At 42.7% G+C, this 15233-nt stretch carries 16 protein-coding genes, 1 pseudogene and 1 riboswitch; of the genes and pseudogenes, 9 read left to right on the forward strand and 8 right to left on the reverse strand.

The genetic code is table 11. The annotated features are described in order from the left end of the window. Window positions 1–2 precede the first annotated feature (2 nt). The 6 genes and pseudogenes from thiH to thiS form a co-directional block, all read right to left on the reverse strand. Window positions 3–1118, reverse strand: a pseudogene (gene thiH / locus ACXZ1K_RS05775) (2-iminoacetate synthase ThiH). After that, a complete protein-coding gene (locus tag ACXZ1K_RS05780) occupies window positions 1111–1878 on the reverse strand; it encodes a thiazole synthase (RefSeq protein ID WP_458972435.1) in 768 nt (255 codons plus the stop codon). The pseudogene thiH and the gene ACXZ1K_RS05780 overlap by 8 nt, the downstream one beginning before the upstream one ends. Window positions 1879–1889: 11 nt before the next feature. Next, window positions 1890–2540, reverse strand: coding sequence for a thiamine phosphate synthase (locus ACXZ1K_RS05785; RefSeq protein ID WP_458972436.1), 651 nt, complete (start codon window positions 2538–2540; stop codon window positions 1890–1892). Further along, the gene (locus tag ACXZ1K_RS05790) at window positions 2533–3153 is read right to left on the reverse strand and encodes a thiamine phosphate synthase (RefSeq protein ID WP_458972437.1); all 621 of its coding nucleotides are present in this window, start codon (window positions 3151–3153) and stop codon (window positions 2533–2535) included. The genes ACXZ1K_RS05785 and ACXZ1K_RS05790 overlap by 8 nt, the downstream gene beginning before the upstream one ends. Before the next feature lies 1 nt (window position 3154). After that, window positions 3155–5038: a phosphomethylpyrimidine synthase ThiC gene (thiC, locus tag ACXZ1K_RS05795; RefSeq protein ID WP_458972438.1), complete on the reverse strand. Its 1884-nt coding sequence runs from the start codon at window positions 5036–5038 to the stop codon at window positions 3155–3157. 16 nt (window positions 5039–5054) lie between these two features. Beyond that, a complete protein-coding gene (gene thiS, locus ACXZ1K_RS05800; protein ID WP_458972439.1) occupies window positions 5055–5258 on the reverse strand; it encodes a sulfur carrier protein ThiS in 204 nt (67 codons plus the stop codon). Between the two features lie 57 nt (window positions 5259–5315). Next, window positions 5316–5403, reverse strand: a riboswitch (TPP riboswitch). Window positions 5404–5436: 33 nt separating this feature from the next. Here thiS and ACXZ1K_RS05805 point away from each other — a divergent pair. Then, entirely contained in the window at window positions 5437–6438 is a 1002-nt protein-coding gene (locus tag ACXZ1K_RS05805; protein ID WP_458972440.1) for a nucleoside hydrolase, read from the forward strand. Here the strand turns inward: ACXZ1K_RS05805 and ACXZ1K_RS05810 are convergent. Both ACXZ1K_RS05810 and ACXZ1K_RS05815 read right to left on the reverse strand, forming a co-directional pair. After that, the gene (locus ACXZ1K_RS05810; RefSeq protein ID WP_458972441.1) at window positions 6435–6707 is read right to left on the reverse strand and encodes a hypothetical protein; all 273 of its coding nucleotides are present in this window, start codon (window positions 6705–6707) and stop codon (window positions 6435–6437) included. The genes ACXZ1K_RS05805 and ACXZ1K_RS05810 overlap by 4 nt on opposite strands. Window positions 6708–6751: 44 nt before the next feature. Beyond that, window positions 6752–7441 carry a helix-turn-helix transcriptional regulator gene (locus ACXZ1K_RS05815; RefSeq protein WP_458972442.1) on the reverse strand — a complete coding sequence of 230 codons (690 nt, stop codon included), beginning with the start codon at window positions 7439–7441 and terminating at the stop codon, window positions 6752–6754. A gap of 116 nt (window positions 7442–7557) precedes the next feature. On the opposite strand from ACXZ1K_RS05815, the gene ACXZ1K_RS05820 reads away from it, so the two are divergent. From ACXZ1K_RS05820 to ACXZ1K_RS05855, 8 genes are read left to right on the forward strand one after another with little or no spacing between them, the layout of a single operon-like run. After that, complete coding sequence (locus tag ACXZ1K_RS05820) at window positions 7558–8748, forward strand: amidohydrolase family protein (RefSeq protein ID WP_458972443.1); 1191 nt, start codon at window positions 7558–7560, stop codon at window positions 8746–8748. A 1-nt stretch (window position 8749) separates the two neighbouring features. Then, window positions 8750–9700 carry an NAD(P)H-dependent flavin oxidoreductase gene (locus ACXZ1K_RS05825; RefSeq protein ID WP_458972444.1) on the forward strand — a complete coding sequence of 317 codons (951 nt, stop codon included), beginning with the start codon at window positions 8750–8752 and terminating at the stop codon, window positions 9698–9700. A 35-nt stretch (window positions 9701–9735) separates the two neighbouring features. Beyond that, window positions 9736–10014, forward strand: a complete 279-nt coding sequence (locus ACXZ1K_RS05830) for an acylphosphatase (RefSeq protein ID WP_458972445.1) — start codon at window positions 9736–9738, stop codon at window positions 10012–10014. A 2-nt stretch (window positions 10015–10016) separates the two neighbouring features. Next, complete coding sequence (locus ACXZ1K_RS05835) at window positions 10017–11501, forward strand: lipopolysaccharide biosynthesis protein (RefSeq protein WP_458972446.1); 1485 nt, start codon at window positions 10017–10019, stop codon at window positions 11499–11501. Window positions 11502–11507: 6 nt separating this feature from the next. Next, window positions 11508–11939 (forward strand): dUTP diphosphatase, encoded by a 432-nt coding sequence (gene dut, locus ACXZ1K_RS05840; RefSeq protein WP_458972447.1) that lies wholly within the window; start codon window positions 11508–11510, stop codon window positions 11937–11939. Between the two features lie 7 nt (window positions 11940–11946). Continuing rightward, window positions 11947–13155, forward strand: coding sequence for a tetratricopeptide repeat protein (locus ACXZ1K_RS05845; protein ID WP_458972448.1), 1209 nt, complete (start codon window positions 11947–11949; stop codon window positions 13153–13155). Further along, on the forward strand, window positions 13133–13915 hold the full coding sequence (locus ACXZ1K_RS05850) for a DUF4292 domain-containing protein (protein WP_458972449.1): 783 nt from the start codon (window positions 13133–13135) through the stop codon (window positions 13913–13915). The genes ACXZ1K_RS05845 and ACXZ1K_RS05850 overlap by 23 nt, the downstream gene beginning before the upstream one ends. Window positions 13916–13934: 19 nt before the next feature. After that, on the forward strand, window positions 13935–15191 hold the full coding sequence (locus ACXZ1K_RS05855) for a murein hydrolase activator EnvC family protein (protein WP_458972450.1): 1257 nt from the start codon (window positions 13935–13937) through the stop codon (window positions 15189–15191). Window positions 15192–15233 lie beyond the last annotated feature (42 nt).

Consider the following 15233-nt stretch of genomic DNA (forward strand, 5'->3'; position numbering starts at 1 on the left):
AACTATGTTGCCAAACTATTATCCCAGTCTTTCCAGACCGGCTCGTACCCTTTGGACCTGATGACCGCGGAAATTTCTTCAGCGCTGCGTTCATCACTAATTTCAAACTGTTCCAGCGACTCCGGTTCAACGGCATATCCTCCGGGATTGGTTTTTGAAGCCGCGCTGATATTCGTGATGCCCAGTTTGATGATGTTATCCCGGAAATCCTCTGACTCCCGTGTAGATATGGAGAGCTCTACCTCTTCATTGAATAGCCTGTAGGCACAGATTAGCTGAACAAGTTCCCTGTCACTCATTTCTACTTTAGGTGCTAGTCCACCGCTAAAGGGTCTCAATCGGGGAAAGGACAAACTATACTTGGTTTGCCAGTAGTGCTTTTCTAAATAATTGAGGTGTAGTGCGGTAAAAAAACAATCGGTACGCCAGTCTTCCAGTCCAATTAGCACTCCCAAACCAATTTTATGGATGCCTGCCTAGCCCAGTCGGTCTGGCGTTTCTATCCGGTACTGAAAATTAGATTTTTTACCTTTTGGATGGTGCTTTTTATAATCTTCCTGATGGTAAGTTTCCTGATATACTAAAACCGTATTTAGGCCATAGGGTGTTAGTTGCTGATAATCTTCGAGGTCCAGCGGCTGCACTTCCATAGAAATGTGCGCGAAATGCGGACGGAGTAACTCGAGCACCTTTTTGAAATAATCGACATGAACATTTTCATTATCTTCGCCAGTAACCAGGAGCACATGGTTATAACCCATTTTTTTGATCACGGCCACCTCCTGCATGATCTCTATTGGCGTTAGCGTTTTGCGTTTTACCTTATTATCATAGCTAAAGCCACAGTATGTGCAAATGTTTTTACATTCGTTAGAGAGGTAAAGCGGGACATACATTTGGATTACCTTACCAAAACGCTTTAATGTTAACAGTTGGCTCACAACTGCCATTTGCTCCAGATACCCCGCGGCGGCAGGTGAAACCAGGGCTTTAAAATCTTCCAGCGTTCGCTTATTAGCTGCTAATGCCCTTTCAACATCATCCGTTGTTTTAGCATAGATGCTAGCTTTTGTTTCCTCCCAGTTATAGGTATCGAAAAGGTCTTTGAAACTACTCATCCAAAAATGAAGTTAAGGGGCTGCTTGCCACAGCTTGGGTTACCGGTAAAGCCAGTTTAGCTTCATAAGCCATTCGACCCGCGTTTACGGCCATTCTAAAAGCTTGCGCCATCTGTACAGGATTGCCTGATACTGCAATCGCCGTGTTTACTAAAACGGCGTCTGCACCAATTTCCATAGCCCATGCTGCATCAGATGGAGATCCGATACCGGCATCAACAATCACTGGAACATTGCTTTGACTAATGATGATCTCTAAGAAATCAATTGTTTTTAATCCTTTGTTACTGCCAATCGGTGATCCCAATGGCATTACTGCAGAGGTACCTGCATCTTCAAGACGCTTGCACAATACCGGATCTGCATGGATGTAGGGCAAAACGATAAACCCCAATTTGGCCAATTCTTCAGTTGCATAGAGGGTTTCAATCGGGTCGGGCATTAAATACTTTGGGTCTGGATGTATCTCCAGTTTAATCCAGTTGGTTTCCAGTGCTTCCCTCGCCAGTTTGGCTGCAAATACAGCCTCTTTTGCATTACGTACCCCTGAAGTGTTAGGCAACAAATTGATGTGGGGATATTTCAGACGGATGAGGAGGTCGTCTTGATGGTTGTTGTCAAGATTTACGCGTTTGAGCGCGACAGTTACGAGCTCTGAACCCGAAGCCAATAGGGCATCTTGCATTAAAATGGTCGAACTGAATTTGCCTGTTCCTGTAAACAACCGGGAACTAAAAGTTTTATCTGCTATGGTTAACATAGGATTTAAATTTATATGAATACATTTCTTGTAGTGTTATTTAATTGTTCGTAGCAATGTTGGACTATTGCCTTACTGTCTATGGCTTTGGTAATCGCAGCCGACATCGCTACGCCGTATAGGCCAGCCTCTAACAACAAAAGAATATCTTCTGGCAACACACCGCCTATACCGATTATGGGAACGGAAATTCCTTCTGCACGAATCTCTTTCATAATGGCCTTAAAGCCCTCTAAGCCTAAAATGGGACTCAATTTTTCTTTCGTTGTGGTAAAACGATAAGGTCCGCAGCCAATATAATCTACCCCTTCTTTCACTCTTTGCCGGACGTGCTGAAAGGTATTTGCGGTGCCGCCAATGATCATTTTTTGCCGACCAATAATACGCCTCGCGTCAGCTACAGACATATCTTGCAAACCCAGGTGCAGGCCATCCGCAGCTGCTTGCAAGGCGATCTTCGGATAGTCGTTCACAATCAGTTTTGCACCGAATTGGTCACATAATTTTCTAGCCGCTATTGCCTGTTCAAGGATTAGCGGGGCAGATTGGTTTTTGATTCTTAACTGTATCCATTTACAGCCAGCCTCTAATGCACGAGTAATGGCAGTTATGTGCGATCTGTTGTCCGTTTGTTGGGAGATATAGTGCAGTTTATCAATCATTGTTTTCAGATTTAAGCGAGCTGATGTAATTTTTTAATTTTTGGAAGGCCGGCAGGACTTGCTGCTGACTATTCCACAGTGTTCCTAGAACTGCAACCCCGTCAAAACCCATATTGAAGACATCTTCCAAATTGGATGCTTCCACACCGCCTAGCGCAATCACTTTGGGCTTGCTTTTGATCTTGTTTAATTGAAAATTGGCAGTTAATGAGCTTTGATAACCTGGTTTTGAAATGCTGTTAAAGACTGGCCCATAGAAGACATACTCGAAGTTTTCTAGTGCCGGCAATAAGGAAATGTCGTGAACTGATGTACTTAAAATATAGCCCTCGTTCAATTTTGCAGTCAGTTCTTGTGGCGTTAAGTGCTTGCGGTGGGCTTCGGTATAATGCAATCTTTTAAGGCAATAGTCGACCGCTAACCCATGAAATTGATGCAACGAAATGCGGTTATGGTATTCGGGAGCTATATCATCGATCAGTTTTCGCACAGCGTGAATGTGATACTGGGGTTTACGAATATGAAAGCATTCCAAACCCTCCTGAAAAAGGGAATTGATGCAGCTACCTTCCTTGGCAACAGCAGTCGGGCTGGAAATTACAATCAACTCCATATTACAAATAGATTTCGCTGCCTTTCTTTAAAAACTCCTGTGCTTTTTCTTCCATGCCCTTAGCGAGTGCATCTGTTTCAGCCATATCATTTTCTTTTGCGTACTCGCGTACATCCTGTGTGATTTTCATGGAGCAGAAGTTGGGGCCGCACATGGAGCAGAAGTGTGCAATCTTGGCACCATCAGCAGGTAAGGTTTCATCGTGAAATTCGCGTGCCGTGTCAGGATCCAGCGACAGGTTAAACTGGTCTTCCCACCTAAATTCAAAGCGAGCCTTACTTAAGGCGTTGTCCCTATATTGAGCGCCCGGATGGCCTTTTGCCAAATCAGCAGCATGTGCTGCAATCTTATAAGTGATCACACCGTCTTTCACATCCTTTTTGTTGGGCAAGCCCAGATGTTCTTTAGGCGTAACATAGCAAAGCATTGCTGTACCAAACCAACCGATCATGGCTGCACCAACAGCGGAGGTAATGTGATCATACCCAGGTGCAATATCTGTTGTTAAGGGACCTAAGGTGTAAAAAGGAGCCTCTCCACAATGGGCAAGCTGCTTGTCCATGTTTTCTTTGATCATGTGCATCGGTATGTGTCCGGGTCCTTCTATAATTGTCTGCACATCATGTTTCCAGGCAATTTTGGTCAGTTCACCCAATGTTTCCAATTCACCAAACTGCGCCGCATCATTGGCATCGGCAATACAGCCCGGTCGTAACCCATCCCCCAGAGAGAAGGCTACGTCATAGGCTTTCATGATTTCGCAAATCTCTTCAAAATGAGTGTACAGGAAATTCTCTTTGTGATGTGCCAGACACCATTTGGCCATGATAGACCCGCCACGGGAGACAATACCGGTGATGCGTTTAGCAGTAAGTGGTACATAGCGTAGCAATACCCCTGCATGGATAGTAAAATAATCTACGCCTTGCTCTGCCTGTTCAATTAAGGTATCCTTAAAAATCTCCCAGGTGAGGTCTTCCGCCTTGCCATTTACTTTTTCTAAAGCCTGGTAAATAGGTACCGTACCGATGGGTACAGGAGAATTGCGGAGGATCCATTCGCGGGTTTCGTGTATGTTCTTACCGGTAGACAGGTCCATGATGGTATCCGCACCCCATCGGCATGCCCAAACGGTTTTTTCTACCTCTTCTTCGATGCTGGAGGTCACGGCAGAGTTGCCAATGTTTGCATTGATCTTAACCAGGAAATTGCGACCAATAATCATCGGTTCACTTTCAGGATGGTTGATGTTTGATGGAATTACGGCACGACCACTAGCTACCTCCGCGCGTACAAATTCTGCCGTGATGTACCCTTTGGGCGTATTTGCACCAAAACTGTGGCCGGGATGCTGATGTGCCATTACCTCATATTGCCCATCCAGTTGTTCCTTTAATAGTTCTATGCGCTGGTTCTCGCGTATGGCAATGTATTCCATTTCGGGGGTAATGATCCCTTTTCTGGCGTAATGCATTTGCGATACGTTCATGCCGGGCCTAGCTTTATAAGGTTTACTGATGTGGGCAAATCGTAAAGCGTCTAGTTTTTGATCATTGGCGCGCAGGTTTCCATATTCGGAACTAATTCCATCCAATTGTTGGCAGTCCTCGCGGGCAATAATCCATGGCTCGCGCAAGCGGGGCAAACCCTGTTTTACATCGATGTCAATATCAGGATCAGTAAATGGTCCGCTGGTATCATAAATAGTTACTGCTGCATTGGGTTCAGTTTCGCCAAACCTGCCGTGTATTTTGGTTTCGCTAAGGCTAACTTCTCGCATGGCCACTTCAATATCATGGATCTGACCTTTTACATATACTTTGCGCGATGCCGGAAATGGGCTGCGGCTAATGATTGGTGCATCTGGAGTTTTTTCTGTTTTCATGATTAGGGTTTTAGGGTTATCCACCTTGTGTTGCTTTGATGATGGTGAGGTTGTCGAGGGGGCAGAGGATATGGGTTTCCCAATTGTGCCTGGCAATGATCTCCTGATTGACGGCTATAGCAATACCTTTTGCCGGAAGGGCAAGAACGGTATCCAGCAATTGCTGCAAAGAGCATGCTTCTGAAACTGAATAATTTTGTTGATTTACGGTAATCTCCATCCTGTTTAAAATTTAATACGATAGGAGTGGACCCGTAGGAGGATTGGTAAACAACACAAGTGTTGCTTTACTTTTCCCTTCGGCAGTACTAACTGCATCAGGTTCAAAGGGTATTTCTCAGCACAAGGCACCCCTAAAGTTTAGCTAAAGGTAGGAAATAAGTTTATATATTGTACATATGAAAATGTACCTGAAGTATTTCCTGTTTTGCCTGGGGCTAGTTAACGCAACAACAAGTTCCGTGTTTTCCTTGAGTTTTGTGAAGCCTCAAAAGCCAAGGATCATCTTTGATACAGATATGGGTCCGGATTACGATGATATTGGTGCAATAGCTGTTTTACATGCTTTAGCAGCTAAAGGTGAGTGCGAAATCCTGGCAACAATTGCCAGTGACGGTCATTCCTCAATTGCCCCAGTAATTGAAGTTTTTAATACTTATTTCCATAAGCCGCTTATACCGATTGGGATTGCAGGGCCAACTGCGCCCAACTTTCCCAGTGGGAATAACTGGAATGATGCGCTACTTCAAAATTTCAATCAGGAAAAGTTAAAGGAGAAAAAATATCCTGCTGCAGTGGACGTATACCGGAAAGTGCTGGCTAGTGAGAAAGATAACAGCGTAACCATTATCACCGTTGGCTTCTTTTCCAATGTTAGTGACCTGTTGAATTCAAAGGCCGACAAGTTTTCGCCGTTGAACGGTGTTGATCTGGTAAAAAAGAAAGTGAAGAATTGGGTGGCTATGGCGGGCGCATTTCCGCAGGGGAGGGAATTTAATGTGGAACGGGATGCAAAAGCTGCGTACAATGCCATTAGCAAATGGCCAAAACCTATCTTGTTTAGTGGTTTTGAAATAGGGGATAAAATTTTTACGGGTGGTAAGGTTGCCAGACAAGGCCCAGAATCAAGTCCGGTTGCCTGGGGCTTTGCTTACAATTTACGCACGTACTCCGGTAAGGAAGAGAAAAACAGGCAGTCCTGGGATGAAACTGCTGTGTTGTGTGCGGTTAGAAATCCGGCTGATTATTTTTATGTAAATGGTCCGGGAAAATTTGTGGTAGATAAAGAAGGTAATAATACTTGGAACGCTGATATCAATGCAAACCACTATTTTCTTTCGCATAAGTACCCATATCAAAAAATAGCGGATGTATTAGATGGGTTGATGGTTCTGCATTAACCATAAATACTAAGCAGAATGAGCCAGCTGACAAAACTAACCGGCACCAATATGGCGGCGCTAATCAATAAGAATTTCCCTAAGTCGCGCTTGCCAATTACTAAACAGATGAAACCAGTAACGACGTTAAGAATGAATTGTATAAAGGCGCATAGACCCATCCCAATGGCAATATTGAATCCTTTATTTTCCATCGCGGAGTTTACCACAATTAGGGTGGTATAGGCTACAAGGATCAAAAGGTTTATCCCTAAAATTTTAAATAGCATGGCGCATTATCTATTGGTTAAACATTGTCAAATATATTTGAATACTAGTAACTAACGGGCAAGAGCTTCATATAATCGTTAAGTTTCATATGATCTTGTTTTGTAAAAGGATGGCATGGACATTTAATAGATTGTATGCGGGATACCCTGAAGTCGCGGTATTCATTTCGAAGCTGACACCATGCAATAAGGTGCCAGTTGAAAGCATAAAAAATTAGTCCGATTGGTTCAATTCTTCTGGAACTATTCTCCGTGTTGTGGTTAGTATAGACAATATCTATACAATGTTGAGATGATATAGCTTCTTGTAACACGGACAAGTGCTCGGATTCATTTTTAAAGGCATCAGGTAGCTGAAATTTGATGTTGTCATTCAGTGCTTCCAGTTTTTCTTTTTGCGAATTTTTAAGTACTGCCTTTACTTTGTTGAGTGCTGTAGAATAATGTTTATGGATCGATCGATCCGCAAAGCCTGATGCCAGTCTTTCCATCATTAAAAGCGCATTAGCTTCTTCAGTGTTAAAAGACACTGGTGGCAAAAAGTAACCCTGTACGATGAAGTATCCCTTTGGCTGCTCAAAACTGATAGGGATGCCCTGCTCTATTAAGGCTTTGATGTCTCGATAGACAGTCCGCACGCTGATCTCATACTGATCAGCGATTTTTTCTGCAGTGACATGCTTTCGGGTTTGAAGGAGCACCAAGATACCAAAAAGGCGGTCTATACGGTTCATTTCTGTTAATGAGGTTTTTGATTGCAATGGCCATACAAATGTATTTATTTAACCGTTAAATTGAGTGAGGAACACAAGTTTGTATTTTTTGATGTAAATACCTTTTCTTTGTAAGTATGGTTTCATACATTTCTGCATCGTACGTATATACTAACGCTGGACTTCCCATTAAAAATGGTATTGTTGGGCTCGATGCAGAGGGGACCGTAGTGGAAGTCCTGAGTCAGGATCAAGCCGCCCACATCCCCGCCGATCATATTAAACATTATGATGGGTTGATTGTGCCCGGCTTTATCAATACACACTGCCACCTGGAACTTTCCAATTTAAAAGGGGCAATTGAGAAACATAAGGGCTTGCCTGCTTTTGTGCAGGAGGTAATAGAGCTGCGTAATTCCGATGCGTATAAGGATGAATACTTGCAGGACAGTGCCATGCTCAGGGCAGATATAGAGATGTTTGATTGTGGCATTGTAGCCGTGGGAGATATTTCCAATAGCGCTGTTTCGCGGATGACGAAGCGCGGAAGCCTGATTCATTACCATACATTTATTGAAGCATTGGGATTTAATCCGGATACTGCGCATTTAGCAGTAAACCGTGCTTTGGCTTTGAAAGAAGAATTTGCGCCCTTACCTGCATCTATTGTGCCGCATGCGCCCTATTCTGTATCTGAAGTATTATTTGGCGAATTGAAGCAAATAGCGGAGACTGACAACAGTATCGTTAGCATACATAACCAGGAGACGGTGGATGAAAATGCTTTTTTTATGGAAAAAGAAGGCGAGTTCCTGGATCTGTATTTTATGCTGGCCCTGGACATTGAATTCTTTAAAGCATCTGGGAAAACCTCATTACAAACCATTTTACCTTTACTTTCCAATACCCAGCCAACGCTGCTGGTCCACAATACTTTTACCAATCTGGAAGATGTTACGTTTGCCCAACAGACGCATAATAACCTGTACTGGTGCTTATGCCCCAATGCGAATTTGTACATTGAAGACCGCTTGCCGGATGTCAATATGCTTAGAGAAGCCAGACTGAAAATCACCCTGGGAACCGATAGCTTAGCAAGTAATGACAAGCTGAGTATTTTCGAGGAAATGCTGGCGCTTCAAGACCGCTTTGATATCCCGGTTGAGGAATTGCTGAAATGGGCAACCTTAAATGGGGCTGAGTTTTTGGGGTTGGCCGACCGCTTTGGCAGTTTGGAGCCAGGTAAAAGGCCAGGGATTAACCTTCTTGGCTTTACAGCGATTGATGGTCAGGTTAAACTAACAGAATTTTCCAGGCGTTTGTATTGATATGGGAAACAGGATCACGTCTCTTTTTGGCATCAAATATCCAATTGTTCAGGCAGGAATGGTATGGTGCAGTGGCTGGAAACTGGCTGCTGCGGTATCCAATGCAGGTGGATTGGGCATTATTGGTGCCGGTTCGATGTACCCAGAAGTCTTGCGTGAACACATCATAAAATGCAAAGCGGCCACGAGCAATTCTTTTGGGGTTAATGTGCCATTATTGTATCCAAATGTGCAGGAAGTTATGGATGTGATTGTACAGGAAGGCGTGCGGATTGTTTTCACATCGGCGGGGAACCCGGCAGTGTGGACTGATTTCTTAAAGAAGAATAACATAACGGTGGTGCATGTTGTCGCGAATACAAAGTTTGCGGTGAAAGCAGCCCAGTCTGGTGTTGATGCGATAGTTGCAGAAGGGTTTGAGGCAGGCGGACATAACGGTAGGGAGGAAACAACAAGCCTGTGCCTGATCCCGATGGTAAAAGCTGTAGTTGACATCCCTGTTATAGCAGCTGGCGGTATAGCCAGCGGAGAGGCGATGCTCGCAGCCTTTGCGTTGGGTGCAGAAGGCGTACAAGTCGGATCTGCGTTCGCGATTGCGGAAGAATCATCAGCACACTCTAATTTTAAGAACAGCATCATTGCGGCCGCAGAAGGTGATACCAAACTGAGGATGAAAAATCTCGTTCCGGTAAGGTTACTTCAAAACGCATTTGCAGATGCCGTGGCGCATGCTGAGGCACAAGGTGCAGATAAGGAAGCACTAATGAAATTGCTGGGCCGTTCTCGTGCAAAATTAGGTATGTTTGAAGGAGATATGGCAGAGGGAGAGCTGGAAATTGGCCAGGTTTCGGCCATGTTAAACGAGATTAAACCCGCTAATGAGATTCTACAGGGAATTTGGGAAGAATTTATTGCCGCGAAAAAAAGGCTAAGCGAATTGGACCTGTTATAGAAGCAGGTATTATTAATGATAGTATAGTAATAACAATGAGTAAAATACATCTAGATATAAGGATAACAGGTAACGTACAGGGTGTTACTTTTAGGGAAACAACCAAATATGTAGCTGATCAGTCTGGCATCAGGGGATTGGTTAGAAATGAAATGGACGGTTCTGTATACATTGAAGCAGAGGGAGAACAATGGGAACTGGATTCTTTTATTGAGTGGTGTAATGACGGTCCAGATCGTGCTAAGGTTGAGCATTGTGAAGTAACCACTGGACCTGTAAAAGATTTTAAGGACTTTGTAATTCTTAAAAAATAGGGATGTCTGTATTTAAGAAATTTGCCGGGCAGACCTTAGTATATGGTTTAAGTACCATTTTCTCCAGGCTGTTTAATTTCATTTTAACCCCCATTTACACTAGGGTCTATGCTGAGGGAATATATGGCATTTTCACCAAAATGTATAGTTACATCAGCTTAATCAATCCAATACTGGCTTTTGGGATGGAAACTACATTTTTCAGATACCTGAACAAGCATGAGGATAAGAAAAAAGAAGTTTACAACAACAGCTTTTGGACCATTACTTTTATTGCTGGTTTATTTTTAATTACTGGTTTGGTCTTTACCGACTATTTTGCCGGATATACGCTTAATGGCAGCATTTCAGGACTTGCAGACCAGCGCAAATATGTGCAGTTGTTTGTTTGGATCCTATTTGTGGATGCGATCTGCGTCATTCCATTTGCGAAACTGAGGGCTGAGAGTAAACCCTTCAGGTATAGTTTGATCAAATTTTTAAATATAGGATGTTTTGTAGGTCTGAACTTGATTTTTATCTATGCATTGCCTGCACTTATTAAACATCATAGTCTTGGCGCAGAATGGCTTTCTGGTTGGTTTAGAATAAAATGGGTTGGGTACGTATTTATTGCAAATCTTGTTGCAAGTATTGTTACCTTAATCATGCTGATTCCTCAATTTCTAGAACTGGAATTAAAGTTTGATAAATCACTTTTTGCCAAAATGCTGGGGTATAGCTGGCCAGTCCTCGTTGCTAACTTATCGTTTATCATTAATGAGAACCTTGATAAGATCTTGTTAAGTAAATATTTGCCTAACGAAATCGCCGACCATGAAATTGGTGTCTATGGAGCAGTATGTAAATTGGCCATATTCATCAGTATTTTTAATACAGCATTTAGATTGGGTGCAGAACCTTTCTTTTTTAGCCATGCTAAAAATGCCAATGCTAAAAATACTTATGCTACGATATTGAATTATTTTGTCCTGGCGCTGGCAGTCTTATTTGTAGGCCTTATTGCAAATATTGATTTGTTGAAGCATTTTATAGCAAGTAAATATTGGATTGGTTTACCTGCCATACCTTTCCTTTTATTCGGTTATGTGTGCCTTGGTATTTATATGAACCTTTCAGTATGGTACCGATTGTCAGATCAAACACGCTACGGCGTGTATATATCAATGGTAGGTGCAATCTTTACCATTGTAATGAATATTGTGCTGATTCCTAAATATAGTTACATGGGTTCAGCCTGGGTAAGCATGCTCGCTTATTTGATGATAACTGTGATATCTTATGTGCTTGGTCAGAAATATTATCCAATACCCTACAACCTTAAGCGAATGCTTGGATATTTGGGCATTTCGGTGGTGTTGGTTTATATGTCATTTTATATCTTTAAACAAAATATTTTTATTGGGAATGCCCTGCTCGTTTTGTTTCTTGGCGGTATCTACCTCGTTGAGAAAAACGATATCATGAAAATATTGAAATCAAAATAATAATTAATGGAAGTAAAAATTATCAACAACTCTACACACCCACTACCTCAATATGAAACTGCTCATGCTGCAGGAATGGACATGCGGGCTTTTACAGAAACTGAGATTACCATTAAACCTTTGCAGCGTGTTTTAGTTCCAACTGGTTTACACATTGAATTGCCTGTGGGTTACGAAGCACAGATTCGTCCGCGTAGCGGACTTGCCTATAAGCATGGGATCAGCATTGTGAACTCGCCGGGTACGATTGATGCAGATTACCGGGGGGAGATTAAAGTGTTATTAGTGAACCTGTCGGATACGGATTTTGTGGTGAATAATGGCGACAGGATTGCGCAAATGGTGATTGCTAAACATGAAACTGTTAGCTGGACCGCAGTTGAAGAATTAAATGATACCGCTCGCGGTGCGGGAGGATACGGACATACCGGTAAATAATTAAATAATGAGGGCAAAATGGTTTTTACTTTCCGGGTTGATGTACTGTATGCCGCTTTTTGCGCAGGTTGCGCCGGCGGCGGGTATTGACACTACCATGGTGAAAAGTTTATTTTTTGCCGGCCTTCAGGATAAATTGAGTGAAAACTATGGTAAAGCCGCGGAAAGTTTTAACAGAATATTGGCCATAGATCCTAAAAATGCTGCCGTTTATTTTGAACTGGCGACAGTTAATTATCGGCAAAACAAAATGCCCGAGGCAGAATTAGCTATTAAAAAGGCAACGGAATTAGATGCTTCCAATATATGGTACTGGAAATTTCTGGTAGAAATGTATAAACGTAAAGGGGATATGAATGCGCTCGTTGGTGCTTTTAGCCAACTGATTGGACTTGATCCAAACAACGATTCTTATTATTTCGACCGCTCTAATGCATTGCTTCTAGGGGGTAAAGTGGATGAGGCTGTTAAAAGTTATGATGAACTGGAAGCAAAGTTTGGCACATCCGCCGAACTTGCCGCCGCACGAAAGCGAGTTGGGGGTAAAAAATCGGGTGAGACCAAAGAGATTGCTGGGGGTAATGACTTGGAGACATTAAAGAAAGCAAAGCTGGAAGAACCCGATAATTATGAGTTGGATCTTGCTATAGCGGATGTCTACAAGGCGGAAAAGAAAAGTTCCGAAGCGACGATCGCACTGCAATCTGCCTTTGCAAATCAGGCTATGCCGGTAGACCAGAAAGTTAAGATTATTATGATGCTGTTTACTGGTACAAAAAACCAGCAACGGATGAACGATGCGAAGGGTTTAGTCAGCATAGCGGTTAAGACACAACCGGCTGATCCGGCTATAAGGGCAGTTTATGCCGAGGTATTGTACCAGATGGGTGATCTGCCCGGTGCATTGACAGAATTTAAATCGGCTTTGAAGATGACCGACCAACTTTATAAAGTTTGGGAGCAGGTCATGAATATACAGGTTAAGCTAGGCCTGTTTGCGGACGCAATGAAGACGGGTGATGAGGCACTGGCGGTTTACCCAAACCAGGGTGCGCTCTATTATTATTTGGCCATGGCGATGACCGGGGCCGGAAAACATGCAGATGCGTTGACACAAATTAAAGCCGCTTTGCAATTAGATACTGAAAATGCCGTTTATATGGAGTTGTACAAGGAGTTAAATAAGAAGGTTAATGAGAAGAGAGATATCAAATAAATGGCTGCTTGTGCTATTAATGTTCACTGTTGCTGCCTGTAAGCCGAAGAAACAGCTGGTCAAATCGACAGCTGCACCGATTGCCGTAGCTGCGAATAAAAAGGCTGAAAACCTGATTTTGTTGAAGAGTAAAAACGTAATATTTAATACGTTGGCCATAAAATCAAAAGCTTCCCTGGATTTTGCGGGAAGCAAAAATGGGGTAACCATGAACATCAGGATGGAACGCGACAAACAAATTTGGGTGAGCATTACCGCTTTGGGTATAGAGGTGGCCCGGGCTTTAATTACCCCTGATAGCATACAGGTGAGAAATAACTTTCAAAAGACATACCTTAAAAAGCCTTTTAATTATGCTTACAGGTATACCAGCAGGAATGTAAATTTTAAAATGCTGCAAGCCATCTTTGCGGGAAATGCCATACCGGATTTTATGACAGAATTGGCGGAAATTAATCAGCAGGACGCTGCATGGGTAGTGAAAGGACAGGACGGTACCTTAGCGTTTAGTGTTCTTTTTAACAATTTATTAAAAGTGCAGGAGAATAACCTGAATGACCTTAAATCTGGTCAGGCATTGAAAGTGGCTTATGGCACTTACCAGCAAGTGAACGATGGGCTGTTTCCTTCAACCATAAGCATCAACTCCATGGCCGGGACTAAAAAAGTGAGTATTGAGCTGGATTATCAAAAGATAGACAGAAACCTTCAACTAGACTTTCCTTTTAGTATTCCGAAGAACTACGAACTTGTAAACTGATTTTTATACTTTTGAACAGATGAAGCTACACAAACTATTGCTATTCCTATTTCTTTTGTTTTCTGTATCTGCTGCGGTAGCACAAAGCAGTATAGAGTTGAAAAGAAAGAAAGAAGCATTGCAGCGTGAAATTGACCTGCTACAAAAGAATGCGAACAAAGCAGCGAGCAATAAAAAACTGACGTTGAGCCAAATCAATGCCCTGAACTCAAAAATCAGGCTGATGCAGAATAAAATAGGGGTAATCAATTCAGAAATGAAGAATCTGGATAACCAGATCCATGAGAATACCAATACCGTACATACGCTAAAAGAACAATTGGAGCAGCTGAGAAAAGAGTACGCAAGTATGATTCGCTTTGCGCAACGGAATAAGAATGCTTACGACAAAATGATGTTCATTTTTGCAGCAAGTGATTTCAATCAAGCTTATAAGAGAATTAAATATCTGCAACAGTTTGGGCAGTATAGAAAGAAACAGGCCGACTATATTAATGGTAAAGAGAAAGACCTGAGCTACAAGATTGTAATTCTGGACAAGAATTTAAAAGCGAAAAGCACTTTGTTACAAGAGCAGGAGAACGAGAGGAGTATCTTGGGTAAAAGTAAGAACGAACAAGCCAAAGTGCTAAAGCAGTTTAGCAGGGAGGAAAAACAATACAAGCAAGATATCGCAGCAAGAAGGTCGCTGCAGATTTCGATAGACCGGAGCATTAGGGCTGCAATTAACAGGGAGATAGAGGCTGCCAGAAAAGAAGAAGAAGAGAAAGAGCGCTTAGCAGCTGCGCGGGCGAAAGCAGATAACCTGCCTGCGCCAGCGGCTTCAAAAGCAAAATCCAGCGGGGGATATCTGACTGCTACGCCAGAATCAGCGAAATTGTCTGCTGCTTTCGAAAGCAATAGGGGTGCCTTACCATGGCCGGTGGCTATGGGATCGATTACTGAAGGGTTTGGAAGACATATGGAAGGCCAGGCCTCGTACACAAATGATGGGGTAAATATTGAGACTTCTGAGAATGCCTCAGTAAGGGCGGTATTTAACGGGCAGGTGAGGGCTGTAGATCTTCAATTGGGGCGATATTATGTTTTGATTAAACATGGCGAGTACTTTACTGTTTACCAAAATCTTAAATCAGTAAGCGTTGCAAAAGGTGATAATGTGACTACAAAGCAGTCTATCGGCGTTGTAGCCAATACCGAAGGTACTCCTCAGTTACAATTTCAGATCCGGAGAGGTGCTGCGGCACAAAATCCTGAAGCTTGGATTGCGAAATAAAAGTTATTATTAAATAGTTATATTTGTAAACTTAAATATAGA

The sequence above is a fragment of the Pedobacter jaeyakensis genome, assembly GCF_054461315.1.

What these genes read in the sequence shown, in the direction of transcription:
- ACXZ1K_RS05855 (WP_458972450.1), top strand. Translation starts at nt 13,935, where the DNA reads ATGAAGCTACACAAACTATTGCTATTCCTATTTCTTTTGTTTTCTGTA.
- ACXZ1K_RS05785 (WP_458972436.1), bottom strand. Translation starts at nt 2,540, where the DNA reads ATGATTGATAAACTGCACTATATCTCCCAACAAACGGACAACAGATCG.
- thiC (WP_458972438.1), bottom strand. Translation starts at nt 5,038, where the DNA reads ATGAAAACAGAAAAAACTCCAGATGCACCAATCATTAGCCGCAGCCCA.
- ACXZ1K_RS05790 (WP_458972437.1), bottom strand. Translation starts at nt 3,153, where the DNA reads ATGGAGTTGATTGTAATTTCCAGCCCGACTGCTGTTGCCAAGGAAGGT.
- ACXZ1K_RS05845 (WP_458972448.1), top strand. Translation starts at nt 11,947, where the DNA reads ATGAGGGCAAAATGGTTTTTACTTTCCGGGTTGATGTACTGTATGCCG.
- ACXZ1K_RS05835 (WP_458972446.1), top strand. Translation starts at nt 10,017, where the DNA reads ATGTCTGTATTTAAGAAATTTGCCGGGCAGACCTTAGTATATGGTTTA.
- ACXZ1K_RS05815 (WP_458972442.1), bottom strand. Translation starts at nt 7,441, where the DNA reads ATGAACCGTATAGACCGCCTTTTTGGTATCTTGGTGCTCCTTCAAACC.
- ACXZ1K_RS05825 (WP_458972444.1), top strand. Translation starts at nt 8,750, where the DNA reads ATGGGAAACAGGATCACGTCTCTTTTTGGCATCAAATATCCAATTGTT.
- dut (WP_458972447.1), top strand. Translation starts at nt 11,508, where the DNA reads ATGGAAGTAAAAATTATCAACAACTCTACACACCCACTACCTCAATAT.
- ACXZ1K_RS05830 (WP_458972445.1), top strand. Translation starts at nt 9,736, where the DNA reads ATGAGTAAAATACATCTAGATATAAGGATAACAGGTAACGTACAGGGT.
- ACXZ1K_RS05805 (WP_458972440.1), top strand. Translation starts at nt 5,437, where the DNA reads ATGAAAATGTACCTGAAGTATTTCCTGTTTTGCCTGGGGCTAGTTAAC.
- ACXZ1K_RS05810 (WP_458972441.1), bottom strand. Translation starts at nt 6,707, where the DNA reads ATGCTATTTAAAATTTTAGGGATAAACCTTTTGATCCTTGTAGCCTAT.
- thiS (WP_458972439.1), bottom strand. Translation starts at nt 5,258, where the DNA reads ATGGAGATTACCGTAAATCAACAAAATTATTCAGTTTCAGAAGCATGC.
- ACXZ1K_RS05820 (WP_458972443.1), top strand. Translation starts at nt 7,558, where the DNA reads ATGGTTTCATACATTTCTGCATCGTACGTATATACTAACGCTGGACTT.
- ACXZ1K_RS05850 (WP_458972449.1), top strand. Translation starts at nt 13,133, where the DNA reads ATGAGAAGAGAGATATCAAATAAATGGCTGCTTGTGCTATTAATGTTC.
- ACXZ1K_RS05780 (WP_458972435.1), bottom strand. Translation starts at nt 1,878, where the DNA reads ATGTTAACCATAGCAGATAAAACTTTTAGTTCCCGGTTGTTTACAGGA.